This window comes from Streptococcus parasanguinis (assembly GCF_001578955.1).
Taxonomy (GTDB): Bacteria; Bacillota; Bacilli; order Lactobacillales; family Streptococcaceae; genus Streptococcus; species Streptococcus parasanguinis_U.
The window spans coordinates 1-998 of the sequence record NZ_KQ969705.1 but is presented as its reverse complement, the minus strand read 5'-3'; the positions used below and the strand labels follow the sequence as shown (position 1 = coordinate 998).

Annotated in this window: 1 protein-coding gene; it reads right to left on the bottom strand. The window is 35.4% G+C overall.

The annotated features are described in order from the left end of the window. Positions 1 to 182 precede the first annotated feature (182 nt). Positions 183 to 887: a C39 family peptidase gene (locus tag SPADD19_RS10815; protein WP_241496593.1), complete on the bottom strand. Its 705-nt coding sequence runs from the start codon at positions 885 to 887 to the stop codon at positions 183 to 185. Positions 888 to 998 lie beyond the last annotated feature (111 nt).

The window sequence follows — 998 nt, the reverse complement described above, 5'->3', positions numbered from 1 at the left end:
CATTTCTTTCCTCGAATCCTATTTTCCTAGACACATTGGTACTACCGGAAGGAGATTTTTTTTGTGGTCCTACAAGAGTGCAGGCTGATAAGAGAATGATAATACCGATGATGATAAAACTTAAAAATTTTTGTTTGACAAGATCTTTTTTCTTCATCAGCCTATACCTCCTGACTTATAATCTACCAAGCATATCCACGACCACCCGTAGCATAACTCATATCTTTAATAGAAACACGCTGATTCATACGAAAACCATTATATCTTCCATATCCTGGATCAACATATGTCACAGAATTTCCATAATCAAAGTAATCCGCAACAATACCATAATGATAAAGTGTTGTACCAATATTATGACCTGCTAAGTAGCAATCACCAGGGCTTTCCATGGTATTAACCATGACAGGGTTTCCATAGCTAATAGCATGAGTAATATGATCTTTTATTGTATTTATATCTGAATACTTATGCCAAACCCAGTTGAATTTATATCGACTTCCTTTCATGACGGTATTTAATGCATTTGATACATTATTCCCCGCGTTTGTCCCATTTGCGGTAGTACCCAGTAGTGTCGCCATTTGTTGTTGTGAACGTGGCCGTCCTAAAGACGTCACAATCATAGAGGCTGAAGCAGGTCCACAATAATAGTCATTAATTTGAGTTTGAAATTTTATAGGCAATTCTTTTTGTCGCGGTCTTGGAGCTCGTTCAGAATATTTTGGTGCCTCATTTGGCTGAGTATTTAAATCGACTCCTCCATCAATAATACCTGTATCTGATGCAATAGACTCGGTTTTTGTTGATGCGGCTACATTACCTGCTAATAAAATGCAACTTAGTACAGTTGTGAATGTACCTAATATTTTAGAACATTTGAACATTTTTCATTATCCTTTCTAAACTAGATCAAGTTGTTTCTTTTTAAAACCATAATATTTATTATATAGCTCAATGGAATCACTTTTCCTTTCTATAGCATTACTTCATTACCT